The sequence below is a fragment of the Sphingomonas metalli genome, from assembly GCF_014641735.1.
GTDB classification, from domain to species: Bacteria; Pseudomonadota; Alphaproteobacteria; order Sphingomonadales; family Sphingomonadaceae; genus Sphingomonas; species Sphingomonas metalli.
The window spans coordinates 176,167-192,243 of the sequence record NZ_BMIH01000001.1; the positions used below are offsets into that span (position 1 = coordinate 176,167).

Annotated in this window: 16 protein-coding genes; 8 read left to right on the forward strand and 8 right to left on the reverse strand. The window is 69.5% G+C overall.

The annotated features are described in order from the left end of the window. Positions 1-32 precede the first annotated feature (32 nt). Positions 33-1,280, forward strand: coding sequence for a threonine ammonia-lyase (locus tag IEX18_RS01065; RefSeq protein WP_188656772.1), 1,248 nt, complete (start codon positions 33-35; stop codon positions 1,278-1,280). A 133-nt stretch (positions 1,281-1,413) separates the two neighbouring features. After that, on the forward strand, positions 1,414-2,187 hold the full coding sequence (locus IEX18_RS01070; protein WP_188656773.1) for an arginyltransferase: 774 nt from the start codon (positions 1,414-1,416) through the stop codon (positions 2,185-2,187). A 159-nt stretch (positions 2,188-2,346) separates the two neighbouring features. Here the strand turns inward: IEX18_RS01070 and IEX18_RS01075 are convergent, their stop codons facing one another. From IEX18_RS01075 to IEX18_RS01095, 5 genes are all read right to left on the reverse strand, one after another. Beyond that, on the reverse strand, positions 2,347-2,790 hold the full coding sequence (locus tag IEX18_RS01075) for a GFA family protein (protein WP_229664287.1): 444 nt from the start codon (positions 2,788-2,790) through the stop codon (positions 2,347-2,349). Then, on the reverse strand, positions 2,787-3,581 hold the full coding sequence (locus IEX18_RS01080; RefSeq protein ID WP_188656774.1) for a transglutaminase family protein: 795 nt from the start codon (positions 3,579-3,581) through the stop codon (positions 2,787-2,789). The genes IEX18_RS01075 and IEX18_RS01080 overlap by 4 nt, the downstream gene beginning before the upstream one ends. A 28-nt stretch (positions 3,582-3,609) precedes the next feature. Beyond that, positions 3,610-4,545 carry an alpha-E domain-containing protein gene (locus IEX18_RS01085; protein ID WP_188656775.1) on the reverse strand — a complete coding sequence of 312 codons (936 nt, stop codon included), beginning with the start codon at positions 4,543-4,545 and terminating at the stop codon, positions 3,610-3,612. Next, positions 4,545-6,041, reverse strand: a complete 1,497-nt coding sequence (locus tag IEX18_RS01090; RefSeq protein WP_188656776.1) for a circularly permuted type 2 ATP-grasp protein — start codon at positions 6,039-6,041, stop codon at positions 4,545-4,547. Before IEX18_RS01090 ends, IEX18_RS01085 begins: the two co-directional genes overlap by 1 nt. Positions 6,042-6,114: 73 nt before the next feature. Continuing rightward, positions 6,115-8,178: a protein-disulfide reductase DsbD family protein gene (locus IEX18_RS01095; RefSeq protein ID WP_229664288.1), complete on the reverse strand. Its 2,064-nt coding sequence runs from the start codon at positions 8,176-8,178 to the stop codon at positions 6,115-6,117. Between the two features lie 44 nt (positions 8,179-8,222). Here IEX18_RS01095 and IEX18_RS01100 point away from each other — a divergent pair, with 44 nt between their 5' ends. Continuing rightward, complete coding sequence (locus IEX18_RS01100; protein ID WP_188656777.1) at positions 8,223-9,914, forward strand: alkaline phosphatase family protein; 1,692 nt, start codon at positions 8,223-8,225, stop codon at positions 9,912-9,914. 75 nt (positions 9,915-9,989) lie between these two features. On the opposite strand, the gene IEX18_RS01105 is transcribed toward IEX18_RS01100, so the two are convergent. Continuing rightward, positions 9,990-10,652, reverse strand: a complete 663-nt coding sequence (locus tag IEX18_RS01105; protein WP_188657767.1) for a hypothetical protein — start codon at positions 10,650-10,652, stop codon at positions 9,990-9,992. A 59-nt stretch (positions 10,653-10,711) separates the two neighbouring features. Here IEX18_RS01105 and ispH point away from each other — a divergent pair, with 59 nt between their 5' ends. Genes ispH through rnhA form a run of 3 tightly spaced genes read left to right on the forward strand, consistent with a single transcriptional unit; the run spans position 10,712 to position 13,088 of the window. After that, a complete protein-coding gene (gene ispH, locus IEX18_RS01110; protein WP_188656778.1) occupies positions 10,712-11,671 on the forward strand; it encodes a 4-hydroxy-3-methylbut-2-enyl diphosphate reductase in 960 nt (319 codons plus the stop codon). Then, positions 11,671-12,630, forward strand: coding sequence for a homoserine kinase (thrB, locus tag IEX18_RS01115; protein WP_188656779.1), 960 nt, complete (start codon positions 11,671-11,673; stop codon positions 12,628-12,630). The genes ispH and thrB overlap by 1 nt, the downstream gene beginning before the upstream one ends. Then, positions 12,627-13,088, forward strand: a complete 462-nt coding sequence (rnhA, locus tag IEX18_RS01120) for a ribonuclease HI (protein WP_188656780.1) — start codon at positions 12,627-12,629, stop codon at positions 13,086-13,088. Before thrB ends, rnhA begins: the two co-directional genes overlap by 4 nt. Positions 13,089-13,102: 14 nt before the next feature. On the opposite strand, the gene IEX18_RS01125 is transcribed toward rnhA, so the two are convergent. Both IEX18_RS01125 and IEX18_RS01130 read right to left on the reverse strand, forming a co-directional pair. Next, positions 13,103-13,279, reverse strand: a complete 177-nt coding sequence (locus IEX18_RS01125; RefSeq protein WP_188656781.1) for a YegP family protein — start codon at positions 13,277-13,279, stop codon at positions 13,103-13,105. A gap of 14 nt (positions 13,280-13,293) precedes the next feature. Next, positions 13,294-14,403: an NAD(P)/FAD-dependent oxidoreductase gene (locus IEX18_RS01130; RefSeq protein ID WP_188656782.1), complete on the reverse strand. Its 1,110-nt coding sequence runs from the start codon at positions 14,401-14,403 to the stop codon at positions 13,294-13,296. Between the two features lie 81 nt (positions 14,404-14,484). Between IEX18_RS01130 and IEX18_RS01135 the strand changes: the two genes are divergently transcribed. Beyond that, a complete protein-coding gene (locus IEX18_RS01135; protein ID WP_188656783.1) occupies positions 14,485-14,973 on the forward strand; it encodes an A24 family peptidase in 489 nt (162 codons plus the stop codon). Positions 14,974-15,024: 51 nt separating this feature from the next. Next, positions 15,025-16,077: a Flp pilus assembly protein CpaB gene (cpaB, locus tag IEX18_RS01140; RefSeq protein ID WP_188656784.1), complete on the forward strand. Its 1,053-nt coding sequence runs from the start codon at positions 15,025-15,027 to the stop codon at positions 16,075-16,077.

The window sequence follows — 16,077 nt, forward strand, 5'->3', positions numbered from 1 at the left end:
CCGCGGCGCCAGACGGTCTAACGCGGCCGGCTATGGCAACGCAGATCAAACCGGCCGACACGGGTTCGCTTCCCGTCACCATCGACGACGTTCGGGCCGCCCATGCCCGCATTCGCGATGCGATCGTGCGGACGCCCACCCTTGCCAGCCGGACCCTCTCGCAGCTGACCGGCGCAACCGTCTATCTCAAGTTCGAGAATTTGCAGTTCACCGCCGCCTACAAGGAGCGCGGCGCGCTCAACACGCTGCTGCTCCTGTCGGACGAGGCGAAGGCTAAAGGCGTGATCGCCGCATCGGCCGGCAACCATGCCCAAGGCCTCGCCTATCACGCCAATCGGCTCGGCGTACCGGCGACGATCGTGATGCCGCGCAACACCCCCACGGTGAAGGTCGTCCAGACCGAAGGCCATGGCGCTACCGTCGTGCTGGAAGGCGACACCTTCGATGCCGCCTACGCGCATGCGCGGGTGCTCGAGGCCGAGCGCGGCTTCACCTTCGTCCATCCGTTCGACGATCCCCGCGTGATCGCCGGCCAGGGAACGGTCGCGCTCGAGATGTTCGAGGATGTCCCGGCGATCGACACGCTCGTCACGCCGATCGGCGGCGGCGGGCTGATCTCCGGCATGGCCACGGTGGCGCGGGCGCAGGGTCGCCCGGTCGAGGTCGTCGGCGTCGAAGCGGAGCTCTATCCCTCGATGTACAACCGGATCAACGGCACCGACATGCCCTGCGCCGGAGACACGCTCGCCGAGGGTATCGCGGTGAAGGAGCCGGGCGGGATCCCGGCCCGGATGGTGCGCGCGCTGGTCGACGATATCCTGCTCGTCAGCGAACGCAGCCTCGAAGAGGCGGTCAGCCTCCTCCTCCAGATCGAGAAGACCGTGGTCGAGGGCGCCGGCGCCGCCGGCCTGGCGGCCCTGCTCGCCCATCCGGGGCGGTTCACCGGCAGGACCGTGGGCGTGGTGCTGTGCGGCGGCAATATCGACACGCGGCTGCTCGCCAACGTGCTGCTGCGCGATCTCGCGCGGTCGGGGCGGCTGGCGCGGCTGCGGATCCGGCTGCAGGATCAGCCGGGCTCGCTCTACAATGTCGCGCGCCTGTTCGATCAGGAACGCGTCAACATCATCGAGGTCTATCACCAGCGCGTCTTCACGACGCTGCCGGCCAAGGGCCTGATCACGGACATCGAGTGCGAGACGCGCGACAACGCCCATCTCCAGCGCCTGATCGACGCCCTGCGGGGGGCCGGCTACGAGACCGCGCAGGTCGAGCTCGCCTGATCGGGGCGCGACCGTACCGACGCTTCGGCGCGTTAAGGCTTGGGACGCAATTATGCGGTAAAGCCGCTTGGCATCTGGCGGCCCCTGCCCTCATAAGGCATCCCGCATACCTTCCCTCGGAGGCCCGCCGTCGGTGACCGCGCCGTTTCGTTTCCCGCGCTTCTTCGTCACCAGCCCGTCTCCCTGCCCCTATCTGCCGGGGCGGCAGGAGCGGAAGGTGTTCACCGAACTGGTTGGCCCGCACGCCTCCGAACTGAACGACGCGCTCGGCCGCATCGGCTTCCGGCGCAGTCAGGGCGTCGCCTACCGACCCTCCTGTGCGGGATGCACGGCCTGCGTGTCGGTGCGGGTCGTCACCGCCGATTTCGTCCCCAATGCGACCCAGCGCAAGCTGCTCCGCCGCAATGCCGATTTGGAAGTCACCGCCTGCCGCGCCTGGGCGACTGAAGAACAGTATCAGCTGATGCGCCGCTATCTCGCCGTCCGTCATCCGGGCGGCGGCATGGCCGGCATGGACGACGACGATTATGCCGACATGATCGAGCATTCGCCGGTCAACTCGCTGATCGTCGAATATCGCGAGCCGGCGGCCCCGGGCGGTCGCCGCGGCCGGCTCGTCGGCGCGTGCCTGACCGATCGGCAGGCCGACGGGCTGTCGATGATCTACAGCTTCTTCGATCCCGACCATGCCGCGCGGCCCGCACTCGGCAACTTCATCATCATGGACCATATCGTCCGCGCGCGCGACGCGGGCCTGCCCTATGTCTATCTCGGCTATTGGGTGAAGGGGTCGGCGCGGATGGAGTACAAGACGCGCTATCGCCCGCTCGAGGCGCTGGGTCCCACGGGCTGGCGACGGCTGAGCGACGACGACATGGCGCCGGTGCCGCCCGGATCGAAGCTTTGATCCTTTCGGGCTGAAACTACCGTCAGGCCCAGCCGCGGCTGGCACCTGACGACGATCGCGCGACGGACAAGCCGGATGACATGACGGTGACCGTCCGTGCAAAGCGACCTCGAAGCACGGATCGGTCTCACGCCCTTCGACCGCGCTCCCGGCGAACGGTCAGGGGTGGGTCACCCGGATGTCATGTCGCTCCGGCGCGTCATTCCGGATCGCGATCATGGCGAACGACATCGGTAGGGAGCGAGACCCAGGGCCGGCGGGCACGGTCGTAGACCGAGACGGTCGGACCCGGAAATCGCCGTCGGCGAAAGCCCCGACTGCGACGGATACTCGACGCTCCTCCTGACCGGCTTCGCGATGGAACAGCGTCGTTCCGCACACCGGGCAGAAGTGGAAGCGGAACAGGCTGCCCGCATCGCCGGTCCGGCGCAATTCGGTCCATCGACCCTCCACATGCCATGGGGGCGCAAAGCTGGCCTGCGTGGCGAAGACGCTGCCGGTGCGGCGCTGGCAGCCCGTGCAATGACATAGGCCGACGCGAAGAGGCTGATCGCCGACCGTGATGCGCAGCTGCCCGCAGCTGCACGCGGCCGTCCGCGTCACGCCTCCTCGACCCGCACCTCGACGTCGAGCTGCTCGGCGCCTTCGCCCAGCCGCGAACCTGCGACCGGCGCAGCACCGGCCGCGTCGAGGGCGACCGCGACGCGGACATGATCCTCCTGCGGCGACAGGCCGGTGCAGGGATCGAACCCGACCCAGCCGAGATCCTCCACCCAGGCCTCGGCCCAGCCATGCGGGGTCGGATGCTCCTGGTCCGCATGGCGGCAATAGCCCGACACATAGCGGGCCGGCTGTCCGAGATGCCGCGCGGCGACCGCGAAGATCTGCGCCAGATCGCGTGGAGTCGCTTTCGCGCGGGACCATGCCTCGCCGGCCGAGCGGCCCGCCACCGGGCGGCCGTGATCGACCTCGAACCGCTGGTGGATCGCGCCATTCAGGCCATGCAGCGTGGTCAACGGGTCGGTCTGCCGCAGATCCGCCGCCCAGGCGAGGATCGCCGGATCCGGTGCCGTGGCGGGGGTGGAGCGAAGATAGAGCCCGGGCGGCAGCATTTCGGCCACGCCGCGGATCACGCCGTCCGAATGGCTGGTCAGCACCTCGCCCGAAACCTCGATCGCGATCTCCTCGACCGGTCCTTCGACATAGAGCATCGTGGTGACATTGCCCCAGCCGTCGCGACCTTCGCTCATGCGCGCGTCGCGATCGATGTCGATCCGCCATCGCGCGACGGTCTGGTCGTGCGAATTCTGCGGGGTGAGCCGCAGCATCTGCACCAGCCGCGCCTGCGGGGCGGAGAAACGATATGCCGTGCGGTGGTGGATCGACAGCCGCATCGCCCTTGTGCCCCCTGTTCGCCGGCGCTCAGCCGAATTTGAACTGCCGCCCGATCGCCGCGTGCAGCAGCGCGTTCTCGTGGATGAAGCCTTGCAGAAACTGATGGAGGCCCGAGGCGATCACCTCGCCCGACCGGGTCCGCTGCATGCGGGTGGCGCGCAGCCGCGCCATCCGGTCCGCCTCGCCATGCTGGCCCGTCCGGCGCGCCAGCAGCCCAAGCACCTCCACCGTCTCCTCGATGGAGGCGGCGAGGCTGCGCGGCAGCTCGGGCCGGGCGATCAGCAGGTCGATGACGTTGGCGGGGCTCAGCCCGTCGGAATAGAGCCAGCGATAGGCGGTGACGGCGGACACGGTCTGGAGGATCGTCGTCCACTGATCGCGGTCGACGACGCCGCCGACCCGTTCGCCCTCCGGAAGCAGGATGTGGTACTTCACGTCGAGCAGCCGCGCGGTATTGTCCGCCCGCTCGACCGCCTGACCCAGCCGGATGAACCATGTCGTCTGGTTGCGGAGCATGCGGTGAACCGCTCCCTCGAAGCCCCGCGTCTCGCTCTTCACGGCATCGACCAGATTGAGCACGGCCGTCGGGTCGTCGGCCGGCGGCCGCCCCTCGAACAGCAGCCAGGCGCGATTGATCGCCGACCATGCCTCCCGGGTCAGCGCGGTGCGGACGGCGCGGGCGTTGGTCCGAGCCGCCTCGACGCAATAGACGATCGAGCCCGGGTGCGATCCGTCCACGGTGAGGAAGCGGGCCACGTCGCGTCGCCGCACCTCGCCGCCGGTCGCCGCGAAGGCAACATCGGTATAGGTCACCGCCAGGGCGGACTCCCAGGCCGCGCGACCCGCCGGCCGGGCCGATAGCACGTCGAGCCGCACGGTCGCCTCGACCAGCCGCGAGATGAAATCGACCCGTTCGAAATAGCGACCGAGCCAGTAGAGCGAGGAGGCGGTGCGGCTCAGCATCAGCGCGCGCCCCCGTCCGGCCGCAGGGCCTGGATCTGCGACTGGCTCTGGCTCTGGCTCTGGGTCGCCCCGGCATCGGCCATCAGGACGAAGCTGTCCTTGGTGCCGCCGCCCTGGCTCGAATTCACGACGAGCGAGCCCTCGCGCAAGGCGACGCGGGTCAATCCGCCCGGCACGACCTGCACCCCCCGCGTGCCGGTCAGCACGAAAGGCCGGAAGTCGACATGCCGCGGCGCCAGACCCGCCTCGGCCATCGTCGGCACGGTGGACAGGGCCAGGGTGGGCTGAGCGATATACCGGTGCGGCTCGGCAACCAGCGCGGCGCGGAAGCGATCGATCTCCTCGCGGCTGGCGGTCGGGCCGACCAGCATCCCGTAGCCGCCGGACCCGTCGACCAGCTTGACGACGAGCTCGTCGAGATGATCGAGCACGTAGCGCAGCGCCTCGGGCTCGCGGCAGCGCCACGTCTCGACATTGGGCAGGCTCGCCTCGCTGCCCGTATAGTAGCGGACGATCTCAGGCATGTAGCTGTAGATCGCCTTGTCGTCGGCGATGCCGTTGCCGGGCGCGTTGATGATCGCGACATTGCCCGCGGCATAGGCGGCGATCAGCCCGGGTACGCCGAGCATCGAATCGGGACGGAAGACCAGAGGATCGAGAAAATCGTCATCGACCCGGCGGTAGATCACATCGACCTTCACCCGCCCGGCGATCGTCCGCATCCAGACGATGTCCTCGTCCACCACCAGGTCGGCGGCCTCCACCAGCTCGATTCCCATCGAGTCGGCAAGGAAGCTGTGCTCGTAATAGGCCGAATTGAAATGCCCGGGGGTCAGCACGACGCAGGTCGGCGTCGCCACGCCGCGCGGCGCGACCGACTTCATCACCTCGAGCAGCCGATCGGGATAGGAATCCACGGCCGCGACGCGAAAGTTGCGGAACAATTCGGGGCAGAGGCGCAGCATCGCCTCGCGATTCTCCAGCATATAGCTGACCCCCGACGGCGTCCGGGCATTATCCTCCAGCACGAAGAAGTCGTCGGGGCCGGTGCGGACCAGATCGATCCCGCAGATATGCGCCCAGACCCCGTGCGGCGGGCGGATGCCGGCGATCTCCGGGCGGAATTGCGGATTTCCGAGGATCAGATCGGACGGCAGCACGCCTTCCTTGAGGATGCGCCGCTCGCCATAGATATCGTCGAGAAAGGCGTTGATCGCCTCGACGCGCTGCACGAGCCCGCGCGACAGCCGGTCCCACTCGTCGGGCAGGAAGACGCGCGGCACGATGTCGAAGGGTATGATACGCTCGGAGGCCTCGTTGTCGCCATAGACCGCGAAGGTGATGCCGAGCTGCCGGAAGGCGGCCTCGGCCGAGTGCTGGCGGCGACGCAGCTCGATCGCGGGTGTCGCCTCCAGCCAGCGGGCCAGCGCGTCGAGCTCGGCCCGCGGCGGCCGGCCGGCCATGCCCATGATCTCGTCGAACGCCTGCGCTCTCATTGCCCCTCGTCAGCCAGAGCCGATGAACGCATGCTGCGCGCAATTGCGGCAGCGCACAAGAGGCGTCGGCCGATCAGCCTCGCGCGGCGAGCTCCGCCAGCATGGCGGGGGTCAGGATCTGCGGAAGGACGCGCGGCTCGGCGCTGCCCGGCGCGTACCAGAGATACAGGGGAACCCCGGCCCGGTTGTGCCGCTCGATGAAGCGGCCGAGTTCTGGATCGCCGTCGGTCCAGTCGCCTACGAGCACGGCCACCTTCCCCCGGCGGAAGGCATCCGCGGTCGCCGCCGTCTCGATCGCCGCTTTCTCGTTGACCTTGCAGGTCAGGCACCAGTCCGCGGTGAAATAGGCGAAGACCGGGCGGTTGCCGGCACGCAGCGCCGCCAGCCGCGCCTCGCTGAAGCGCTCCGCCCCGCTGCCCGCAGCAAGGGCCGCGGCCGGGCGCGACGTCGGGACGATCAGCGCTCCGGCGAGGGCGACCAGCGCCAGCCCTCCCGCCGCCGCGGCCCCGAAGCCGCGGCCGCCGCGCTGTCGCGTTCCCGCGAACCACAGCAACAGGCCGATGGCGAGCGACAGCGCCAGCGCCAGCGTCATCGCCTCAACCCCGGCTTGGCGACCCAGCACCCAGGCGAGCGCGATCGCCGTCAGCCACATCGGCACCGACAGGATGCGGCGCAGGCGCTCCATCCAGGCGCCGGGCCGCGGCAGCCTGCGTCGCAGGGACGGGATGAAGCCGAGCAGCAGAAAGGGCAGCGCCAGACCGAGGCCGAGGCCCGCGAAGACCGCGAGCGCGGCCGGCCAGGGCAGGACCAGCGCCGCCCCCAGCGCCGCCCCCATGAAGGGACCGGTGCACGGCGTCGCGACGAAGGCGGCCAGCGCGCCGGTCGCGAAGGCGCCGCCATTCCCGCCCTCGCCGGCGAAGCGGGGCATCGGCACCTCGAACAATCCCGCGAGGTTCAGCGCGATCGCGACCGAAAGCAGCAACAGGATCAGGATCATGCGTGGATCCTGGAGCTGGAACGCCCATCCCACCGCGCTGCCGCCGGCCCGCAGCGCTAGGATCGCACCGCCCAGCGCGAGACAGACCAGAACGACGCCGCCGGTATAGGCCAGGGCCTCGCGCCGGGCCGCCACCTCGCTCCCATGGCCCGCCCGGGCGAGGCTGAGGGCCTTGAGGCTGAGGATGGGAAAGACGCAGGGCATGACGTTGAGGATCAGGCCGCCGGCAACGGCGCCCAGAAAGGCCAGCATGGCCGTCGCGGCCCATCCGCCGGGCTGCGCCCCGGCCTGGACTGCGACGCTGCCCGGCGCCGCGACGATCTCGAGCCCCTGCCCCGCTCCGGTGTCGAGCACGCCCTGGATGCGCCCTCCTGCAGGGCTGGCTGCGGCGGCCGTCTCGACCAGCAGCCGATCGCCGTCCCGCGTCACGTTCTGCTTCGCGGCATAGTCGAGCGCCCCGGCCGCCTCCGGATAGAACCAGGCCTGGCCCAGCGCGGCACCGGCGGGAAAGGGAATGGAGAGGCGGAAGCGCTTGTCGGCGACCTGATAGGTCGCCTCCGCCCCGAGCGGACGTGGTATCGCGCGCCGCCACCCGTCGAACTTCGCTGTCACCTGTGGATCGGCGCCACCGTCGCCGACCGTCAGCCGCGTCGCCAGCGTCTGGCTCTCGGGCACGCAGACCGTGTCGGTGCAGACGAGGTAATCGAGCTTCACCCGAACGGGCAGCGCCGTTCCCCGCGCCAGTCCGGCCGGTACCGACAGATCGACCAGCAGCGCGAAGGGCTTGTCGTATACATGGTTCATCAGCCCGGCGACGAGCAGGCGCTGCGGCACCGGATAGCGAAGCGGCCCCGCCCGCAGGCCCGCGGGGAGGGTCCAAGCGGCGAGGGTCTCGATCCCGGCATCGCCGGGGTTCTTCCAATAGCCGTGCCAGCCGGGTGCCGGGTCCACGGCGATCGCCAGGGTCACCGTCCGCCCCGGTGCCGGAGACGCGCTCTCCGGGATCAGCCGCATCGCCAGATGAGGTCCCGCGCCCGGCGGCGCGACCTCGGCAAGTCCGGCCGCGGCGAGCGACAGGCCGATCAGCGTCATGACGATGTAAACGAAGCGGCGCAGGGCGCGCCTTGCCGGGACGATCATGTCCCTGCCATAAACGCTGCCGATCTTCCCACCAAGGACTACCGATGTCGCGCTTCGCCGCCCTGTTGCTCGTGACGACCGCCGCGTTTGCGGGCGCCTGCCCGGCCGCGGCGCAGACGAATTCGCCGCCCCCCGGCGGCGCGGTACCCGCCGCCGCCGGACCCGCGACCCCGCCACCGCCGCCCTTCCCCGCGACGCCGCCCAAGCTGATCGTCGCCATTTCCGTCGACCAGTTCTCTGCGGATCTGTTCGCGCAATATCGCAACCACTATACCGGCGGCCTCGCCCGACTGCTGACCGGCGGGGTCTTCCCCAGCGGCTATCAGAGCCACGCTGCCACCGAGACGTGCCCCGGCCATTCGACGATCCTGACCGGCTATCGGCCGGCCCATACCGGCATCATCGCCAACAACTGGATCGACCAGCGCGTCGGCCGTCCCGACAAGACCGTCTATTGCTCGGAGGACGAGCGCGTCGCCGATTCGTCCCACGAGCGCTACACCGTCTCCGACATGCACCTGAAGGTGCCGACGCTCGGGGAGCGGATGAAGGCCGCCGACCCGCGCAGCCGCGTCGTCTCCGTCGCGGGCAAGGACCGGGCGGCCGTGATGATGGGCGGGCACAAGGTCGACGAGCTCTGGTGGTGGGACGGCAAGACCTACACCTCCTATGCCGGCCGCGCCGTGCCGCCGGTGGTCCAGCGGACCCGCGACGCCGTGGCGGCACTGATCGCAAGGCCGCAGGCGGCACTGCCGCTGCCTGGCTGGTGCCGGCCGCTCGACCGCGCCATCACCGCGGGCACCGCGACGGTCGGCCAGGGCCGCTTCGAGCGCGCCGCGGGTGACGCCAAGGCGTTCCGGACCTCTCCCGCCGCGGATGCCGCGGTGCTGGCGATGGCGGCGGGGCTCGTGCAGGACATGCAGCTGGGCAAGGGCCCGGCGACCGACATCATCGCGGTCGGGCTGAGCGCCACCGACTATATCGGCCATGCCCTCGGCACCCAGGGCGCCGAGATGTGCATCCAGATGAACGAGCTGGACCAGTCGCTGGCAGGCTTTTTCGCCGTGCTGGACGACACCGGCGTCGACTATGAGATCATGCTGACCGCCGATCATGGCGCCCACGACATGACCGAGCGCCAGCAGCAGCGTGCGATGCCGATGGAGGCGCATGTCGCGCCCGAGACGCTGGCCGGTGCGGTCGGCGCGGCCATCGGTCGGGACCTGGGCCTGACCGGTCCGGTGCTGCTCGGCGGCGAGGGCGACGTCTATCTGTCGACCGCGCTGCCGGCGGCGCAGCGCAGCCGGGTGCTGGCAGAGGCGGTGCGCCGCTACAAGACGCTGCCGCAGGTCGCCGCGGTCTTCACCGGAGCGGAGATCGCCGCATCGCCCATGCCCTCTACCCCGCCCGAGACCTGGAATCTGCTGGAGCGCGCCAAGGCCAGCTACGATCCGGATCGGTCCGGCGACCTGCTCGTGCTGCTCAAGCCGCGCGTCACGTCGATCGAAAAGCCGGCGGCTGGCTATGTCGAGACGCATGGCAGCCCCTGGGACTATGACCGGCGCGTGCCCATCCTCTTCTGGCGCAAGGGCATGACAGGCTTCGAACAGCCGCTGTCGGTCGAGACGGTCGACATCATGCCGACCCTTGCCGCGACGATCGGCCTGAAGGTTTCGGGGCAGGACGGGCGCTGCCTGGACCTTGATCCGGGTCCGGCCGACACCTGCGCACGATAGCGCGATCTGTCCCGATCCTCGCCTGCCATGCGAGGATCGGGACAATCAGCCTGGGCGCCTCCGCGCCAGTACCGGTCAGCGGGTGACGTTGTAGCGCAGCTGTGCGTCGGTGAGCTGGAAGCCGACCAGCGCCTCGAAGGTGGCGGACAGAACGGCGCGGCGCACCTCGGGCTGTGCGAGCGGATCGACCGCCGCATCCTCGTCGCCCGCCTTGCGCTTGCGGGTCAGGCGGTCGCGCACTTCCTGCGGCAGGGTCGCGGCGGCGCGGCTGATCGAGGTGGTGCCGGCGCCGCTGACCTCCGCGCGTGCCTGGCCCGCGTCGAAATGCAGCGTGACGGTGCTGACGCGCTTCGCGGTCACCTGTGATCCGCCGCGCACCACCGCGACATAATAGGGGAGCTGGACGTCGCGGGCTCCTTCCGTCCCGGTGCGGCGCGCTTCGACGTTGAAGCTGATGGTGGTGACGATCTCGTCGCCCGAATCATTGCAGCTGCCACGGACATTGGTCATCGTCGCGACCAGATCGATCGCGCTCGCGTCCTGGCTGGCGGGCGGATCGAACAAGGTCACGTCGCCGGTGCCGGCCGCAAGTCCCACCACCGGGCAGGCGGAACGCACGGCGGTGATACCGCCGGTCGCGTCGATCTCGCCGGTACGGGCGCAGCCCGCCAGCAGGAGCGCGGCGGCGGAAACGGTGAGCAGGGCTTTCACGGACAAGCGTACCTTTACTGGCGACATCATCGCTTGCCATAGGAACCGGGTTGGAGCGGCGCAAGCAATCGCGTAAGGCCCGGACCATGCAGGCCCCCTCGCCCAAGCTGCCGCTCGAGCTTCTCATCGCCGCCCCGCGCGGCTTCTGCGCCGGCGTCGACCGGGCGATCCGGATCGTCGAACTGGCGATCGAGAAGTACGGGCCGCCGGTCTATGTCCGGCACGAGATCGTCCACAACAAGTTCGTGGTGGACCGGCTGAAGGCGATCGGCGCGATCTTCGTCGAGGAGCTCGACGCGGTACCCGACGGCAAGCCGGTCGTCTTTTCCGCCCATGGCGTCCCCAAGTCGGTGCCCGCCACCGCCGAGCAGCGGGGGCTCGACTATCTCGATGCCACCTGCCCGCTGGTGTCGAAGGTGCACCGACAGGCGGAGCGGCTGGTCGGCGCGGGGCGGCATATCGTCTTCATCGGCCATGCCGGCCACCCCGAGGTGATCGGCACGTTCGGCCAGGTGCCCGCAGGGGCGATGACGCTGATCGAGACGGTCGAGGATGCGGAGGTCTTCGCACCCTCCGACCCCGCAAACCTCGCCTTCCTCACCCAGACGACGCTGTCGGTCGACGACACGGCCGAGGTGGTACGCACGCTCCAGCAGCGCTTCCCGACCATCCAGGCGCCGCATGGCGAGGACATCTGCTACGCCACCTCGAACCGTCAGGCGGCGGTCAAGGCGATCGCCGCGGCCTGCGATGCGATGCTGGTGATCGGCGCGCCCAATTCGTCCAATTCGCTGCGTCTGGTCGAGGTCGCCCGGCGCGAGGGTATCCCGGCCGAGCTGATCCAGCGCGCGACCGATCTCGATTGGGGTTTTCTGGACGGGGTCGGCACGCTCGGCATCACCGCAGGCGCATCGGCGCCGGAACTGCTGGTCCGCGAGCTGGTCGATCGCCTGTCCGAGCGCTTCGACGTCACCGAGCGCGAGGAAGAAACGACTCGCGAAACCGTCGCCTTCAAGCTGCCGCGCGGGCTCGAAGCCGCAGCCTGATGGCCGTCTACACGCAGGTTTCGGCAGAGGCGCTGTCGCGCTTTCTGACGCGCTTCGACGTCGGTGCCCTCGTATCCGCCAAGGGGATCGCCGAGGGCGTCGAGAACAGCAACTATCTCGTCGACACGAGCGAGGCGCGGTTCATCCTGACATTGTACGAGAAGCGGGTCGCGGCGGACGATCTGCCCTTCTTCATGGCGCTGCTCGACCATCTCGCCTCCAAGGACCTGGCGGTGCCGCCCGCCGTGCCCGACCGTGACGGGCGGACGATCCACGAACTGGAGGGCCGGCCGGCCTGCCTGATCCGATTTCTGCCCGGCGTCTCGGTCACCCAGCCGACACCGGCTCAGGCCTTCGCCGCCGCCGATGCGATGGGCGCCATGCACCGGGCGGTCGCCGACTTCGAGGGTCTCCGGCCGAATTCGATGGGGTTAGACAGCTGGCGCCCCCTGTTCGAGCGCTGCGGGCGGGCACTGGACGAGATTGCGCCGGGCCTTCACGCGGATCTCGGCGAGGCGCTCGACCGGGTATGCGAGCGATGGGACGACGCCGCCTTTGACCGCTGCGTCATCCATGCGGACCTGTTCCCTGACAACGTCCTGATGCTCGGCGACACGGTCACCGGGCTGATCGACTTCTATTTCGCCGCCACGGACATCCGGATCTATGACCTGGCGATCATGCACAGCGCCTGGTCGTTCGATCCGCAGGGTCGCAACTTCCGCCCCGCGGTCGGCGACGCCCTGATCGCCGGCTATTCGCAGCATTACCCGCTGTCCGCAGCCGAAAAAGCGGCCTTCGCGACGCTGGCGAGCGGCGCCTGCGTGCGCTTCGCCCTGTCGCGTGCCTGGGACTGGCTCAACACGCCGGCCGATGCGCTGGTCACCCGCAAGGATCCCCTCGCCTATATGCGTCGCCTTCATCACTACGACCCCGAATTGGCGACCCGCACCGCATGAGCGAGGCCGTGGTCGAGATCGCGACGGACGGCGCGTGCAAGGGCAATCCCGGCCCGGGGGGCTGGGGCGCGCTGATCCGGTTCGGCACCGCGGAAAAGGAACTGTCCGGCGGCGAGCCGGAGACGACCAACAATCGCATGGAACTGACCGCCGCGATCGAGGCGCTCAACGCCCTGACCCGGCCCTGCACGGTGAAGCTGTCGACCGACAGCCGCTACGTCATGGACGGCCTGACCAAATGGATCCATGGCTGGCAGCGCAACGGCTGGAAGACGGCCGACAAGAAGCCGGTCAAGAATGCCGAGCTCTGGCAGGCGCTGCTGGAGGCCGCGAAGCGCCACCGGATCGAATGGCTATGGGTCAAGGGTCATGCCGGCCACCCCGACAACGAGCGCGCGGACCGGCTCGCGAGCGACGCGGCGCTCGCCGCGGGCAAGCAACGCCCGGTACGCGGCTGAGCGGCCGGTCCGCTCTACTCGACTTCTTCGACCGTCGCTGCCGGTCCGTTCTTGAGGATCGAGGCGATCGCATTGCGGGCGCTGGCGCGGCTGGAATAGCCCTCGGTCCAGAAGATCGTCTCGCTATTATGCTTGAACTTGGCGACGAACTCGCCGGCCTTGTTCTTCTCGATCGTGAACTTGTGCGCCATGATATCGAGCCTCCTCAAGCGGATGGGGACGCCATAGCATCGAAGCGGGCGGGCGAGTAGCGGTCCGCATCGACTTGCGCCAGTTCGCAGGGCCTGCCCAGCAGCAGGGCCGCAGCCAGCATCGAGGCCGCGGGTGCCGTCTGGATGCCGAAACCGCCCTGCCCTGCGCACCAGAAGAAGCCCGGAGCCGCCGGGTCGAAGCCGTAGACGGGGAGACGGTCGGCCGCGAAGCTGCGAAGCCCTGCCCAGCGTCGCTCAACCGCCAGGACGCGCCATTCGACGACCCGCTCCAGACGATGGATGGCCAGCGCGACGTCGATCTCCTCGGGTGCGGCATCGCAGGGCGCGGACAAAGTCTCGTCATGGGGCGTCACCCACAGGCGCCCGCCCGCCTCCGGCTTGAAATAGAAATTGCCCGAAAGATCGACGACGTGCGGCAGGTCCGCCGGCACGGGCGGATCGACGCGCACCTGCACCATGGTCCGCCGATAGGGCCTGATGCCGAGCGGGCGAACGCCGGCCGCCGCCGCCACGGGATCGGCCCAGGCCCCCGCCGCATTCACGAGGATCGCCGCGGTATAGCGACCGGCGCTGGTCTCGACCTGCCAGATCCCATGCGTTCGGGACGCCCGTTCGAGCCGAGCGCCGGTGACGAGCTTTACCCCATGCCGCCGCCCATCCTGCAGATAGTGCGCATGCAAGGCCGCGACGTCGATATAGGCGCAGCTGGGCTCCAGCACGCCCACCGACCATGTCGGGCGAAGACCGGGAATCAGGCTGGCGGGATTCACCGGCGTCAGCTCGACCGGACGCCCCGCAAAGGCGGACAGCAACGCCCCCGCTTTCGGTCGGTCCGGCGCCTCGCCCAGATGGAGCGACCCGAGCGGATCGAGAAAGCCGCCGGTCCGCAGCATCGGCCCGGACGCGGTCGTCAGCGGTTGGACACCGGGGCCGCCATAGGTCTCCGACCAGAAGGCCGCGGACCGGCCCGTCGCGTGAAAACCCGGTTGCGACTCGGCCTCCAGCACCAGCACGCGGACGTGCCGCGCCAGCGCCGACGCAAGGCTTGCCCCCGCCATTCCCGCGCCGACGATCGCGACGTCGAAGCGCGCCGCGTCGCTCATGCCGGGGAGTCGCAGGAAAGGTCGGTCATCGCGCGGCACGGTTACGGTTTCGCAAGCCCTGCCGTCTAGGACACATTCCCGATGGACTGGAACTGTTTGCGTATCGGACTGGCCCTTGCGGCCGTCCTGATCCTGCTTTCGGCGGGGCTGGAGGACGTGCGGTCGCGCGAGATCGCGGATCGCAAGCCGATCGCGCTGGTCGTGCTCGCGCCCGCATGGTGGTGGTCGATGGGCCTTTCCCTCTGGCCAGGCGCGCCGATCCAGCTGGCGCTGGCGGCTGCCATCTTCGCCCTCTTCGCCTTCGCCTTTTACCTCAATGCGATGGGCGGCGGTGACGTGAAGCTGATCGCGGCGCTGTCGCTCTGGCTGCCTGTCCAGCCGCTCGTCGCCATGCTGGCCACGATGGCCATCGCCGGTGGCGCCGTCACGCTGGCGATGCTCGCGGAGCGGGCGATCGGTCGGTTGCGCGGCAGGGTCGCGAGCGGGCCCGTCGAGGTGCCCTATGGGGTCGCGATCGCGGTCGCCGGCATCCTGGCGCTGCGCGAACCCATATTTAACCAATTTGTCTGATGCTTAACGTCGGATCAACCCGGCGGCCCGGAAAGGCGCGAGAAAATAGACATGGACAGTCGTAAGGTCATCCTGCTGGTCGGCGCGTTGGTGGTGGCGATCGTCACCGCTCTTTTCGCCCGCTCGCTGATCGCCGGCAGCGCCGCGCCAGAGGCGGTCGCAGCGGCCGCCCCGCTCCAGCCCGTACCGGGCGGCCCGGAAGTGCTGGTCGCCACCCGTGCCCTGCCCGTCGGCACCATCCTCGATGCCAGCGCGCTGAAATTCCAGCCTTGGCCCAAGGAGCTGGTCGACAACGCCTATTTCCTCAAGACCGCGACCGATCTGAAGGCGTTGCAGGGCACCGTGGTGCGCAACGCCATCACCGCCGGCCAGCCGGTCACTCAGGGTGCGCTGGTCAAGCCCGGCGATCGCGGCTTCCTGGCAGCAGCGCTCGGGCCGGGCATGCGCGCGGTGACGGTGCCGGTATCGGCGCAGTCGGCCGTCGCCGGCTTCGTCTTCCCGGGCGACCGTATCGACCTCGTCCTCACCCAGTCGGTGCAGGGCGGCGGCGACGGCCAGCCGCTGCACGTATCGGAGACGATCATGCGCAACCTGCGCGTGCTCGCGACCGATCAGCGGACCGACAACACGGTCGGTGAGGACGGCAAGACCCAGGTTCGTACCTTCTCGACCGTCACGATCGAGGCGACGCCGCGAATTGCGGAGCAGCTGGCGGTCGCGCAGACGGTCGGCTCCATCTCGCTGTCGCTCCGGTCCATCGCGGACAATTCTTCGGAGCTCGAAGAGGCGATCGCCAACGGCACGGTGAAGATGCCCGACGGCGACGTGAAGGCCGAGAAGGCGATGCTGCTGCGCGTTGCCAGCCAGCCGCAGACGGGATCGACGACCTTCGCCACCGGTGCCGACGTGTCGCGGTTCCAGCGCCGCACGGTGCCGGGCCGCAGCTTCGATGCGCCCACCGGCGGGGCACCGGCACCCGCTCCCGCCTCCGGCCCGTCGCTAGGCGGCTCCGCCATTCCGGCCAGCATGGTCGTCGCGGTCAGCCCCGTCGTCCGGATCGCCCGCGGCAACAACGTCACGACCGTCTCGGTCGGAGGAAAGTAA